General features: G+C 75.8%; 3 protein-coding genes. All 3 read left to right on the forward strand.

The genetic code is table 11. The features are described from left to right. Nucleotides 1-345, forward strand: a 345-nt coding sequence (locus tag HR086_RS46295) for a hypothetical protein (RefSeq protein ID WP_217442232.1), incomplete at its 5' end; no start/stop codon positions are given. Further along, nucleotides 327-1,601, forward strand: coding sequence for a hypothetical protein (locus tag HR086_RS46300; RefSeq protein ID WP_174468852.1), 1,275 nt, complete (start codon nt 327-329; stop codon nt 1,599-1,601). The genes HR086_RS46295 and HR086_RS46300, both read left to right, overlap by 19 nt. Further along, complete coding sequence (locus HR086_RS46305) at nt 1,598-2,209, forward strand: isoprenylcysteine carboxylmethyltransferase family protein (RefSeq protein WP_174468853.1); 612 nt, start codon at nt 1,598-1,600, stop codon at nt 2,207-2,209. Before HR086_RS46300 ends, HR086_RS46305 begins: the two co-directional genes overlap by 4 nt. The last annotated feature ends 6 nt before the right edge of the window (nt 2,210-2,215 follow it).

Raw genomic sequence — 2,215 nt, forward strand, 5'->3', positions numbered from 1 at the left:
CTCGACTGGAACGAGTCCCTGCGGCTCGAACGGCGGGAGCTGGTGGGGCCCGCCGGGGAAGGGCAGGGGGCCACGGCGCTCCCGTCCTCGCGGGCGCGCGTGGACCTCGTCCACCTGTCCATGGGCGAGCCCCAGCGGGTGGCCGAGGCCACGCCCATGCTCCTCGCGGCGGGCTACCTGCCGACGGGCCTCCGCCCACGCCTGGACGCGCCCGACGACATCGTCTTCCAGCACCTGCCGGCGCCGGAGCGGGCGCGCGAGGCGGTGGGGCGGGCGCGGGTGGACGGCGAGGCGGCCCGGGCCCTGTGGAGCGGATGGGTGGAGCGATGCGCGCGAACTTCGTAGACACGCTCCTCGCGCGGCTGGACGGCGAGGTGGCCACCATCTGGGCCACGGTGCTGCTGCGCATCGACGCGCGGCCCGATGTGGCGCGGCTGCGCGGGGCCTTGCGCGCCCTGGTGCGCGAGAGCGAGCGCCTCAACGTGGCCTGGGACGACGCGCGCGGTGCCTGGGTGCCCGCGCCGCGCACGGACGAGGCGGTGGACGCGGCCCTGCTGGAAGGCGCCGAGCCGTTGGACGAGCCCGAGGCGGTGACGCGGGTCATCAACACCCGGGTGGACCTCGCGAGGGACGTGCCGCTGCGGCTGCACCTCCACCCCCTGGCCGATGGCGCGCCAGGCCCGTGGCTGCTCGCCATCCAGCTCCACCACGCGATTGGGGACGCCAAGGCGCTCGCCCACCTGCTGGAGCGGCTCTGGCTGCACTGCGCGGGGCGCGCGTCGGAGGCGCCCCCGCTGGGCCCCTCGACGCTGACGGATGGCAAGGTGCTGCTCGCGGCGCTGCGCGGGCCGGGCCGGGTGCTGGGCCTCGCGAGCCCCCGCCGCCGGCTCCTCGCGCAGCGGGGCCTGGGCCTGCGCCGCAGTGGAGACACCGCGGGCGGCTCGTTGATGGCGACGGCGCGCCTGACACTCCCGGCCGGCCGCACGGACGTCCAGGCCTCGGAGGTCTTCTTCGCCGCGCTGCTGGCGGGCGTCGCGCTGCGCGAGCCCACGAAGGACGGGCTCATCCGCCTGCGGGTGCCGGTGGACCTGCGGCGCATGCTGGGGCTGGGGCGGATGCTGGGCAACGGCTGCTCGACGGTGCCGCTGGAGTTTCCCCTGCGGGAGGTCCGCGCCCGGCTGGAGGACGCGCCCGCCCTGGCGGCGCTGGTGCGCGAGGCGCTGCGGCGCGTGCTCGACGAGGGCGTGCACTGGACGACGGCGCTGGAGTGCATGGCGGTGGCGAGGCTCGCCCCGGGGCCCGTGCTGCGGCGCAACGCGCGCCCCGGGCTGGTTGCCGAGCCCCGCACCAACACGCTGGTGGCGACCTACCTGGGGCGGCTCGACAAGCACTTCGTGGACGCGCCCTTCCGCATCCACTCCATGCGCAGCCACACGGCCACCTGGGGCGCGACGGGCCTGGCCTTTGGCGACACGCTCAACATCAACACGGCGACGTTCGAGGGACTGTGGACCCGGGGCGAGCTGCGCGACTTCACCGAGCAGCTCGCGGGCTGGGCGTCCTCGGGCTTCGGCCTTCCGGCGGAGGTGGTGGGACCATGAAGGGGCTTCGCGACGCGCCCGCGCTCTACCTGGGCTTCATCTCGCTGCACCTGCTGCTGGGGCACCTGGGCGCAAGCCTCGTCTACCGCCTGCGCTTCGGCCGCAGCCCGCTGGCCTACCGGAGCACCGGGGCCGACTCCGCCCACACGCGCCTCACGCGGCGCATCAGCGGCGCCTCACTGGTGTGGGCGGGCTCGGTGGTGGCGGCGGCGCTCTGGCCGCGCTGGTCCGAGCTGCCCTGGGGCCGGCCCCTGCTGGCCCTTCCGCCGGAGGTGGGCTGGGCGCTGGGCGTGCTCGGGCTGGTGGGCATGCTGGCGGCGCAGTACGGCATGGGCGCGACGTTCCGCATCGGCGTGGACGCGGGGGAGGCCCCGCCCGTGCTGCACGAGAGAGGACTCCACCGCTCCTCGCGCAACCCCATCTACGTCTTCTCCTACCTGTACCTCGTGGGCGCCTCGCTCTGGGCTCCGTCGCTGGTGACGCTCGGGGCGTGCGCGGTGCTGGGGGGGCTGTTCCACGGGCTGGTGCTCCAGGAGGAGCGCTACCTCTCCGCCCGCCTCGGCGAGGCCTACGCGCGCTACCGCCAGCGCGTCCCCCGCTACCTCTAAAGGCCC

The organism is Myxococcus sp. CA039A, assembly GCF_013336645.1.
Lineage (GTDB): Bacteria > Myxococcota > Myxococcia > Myxococcales > Myxococcaceae > Myxococcus > Myxococcus llanfairpwllgwyngyllgogerychwyrndrobwllllantysiliogogogochensis.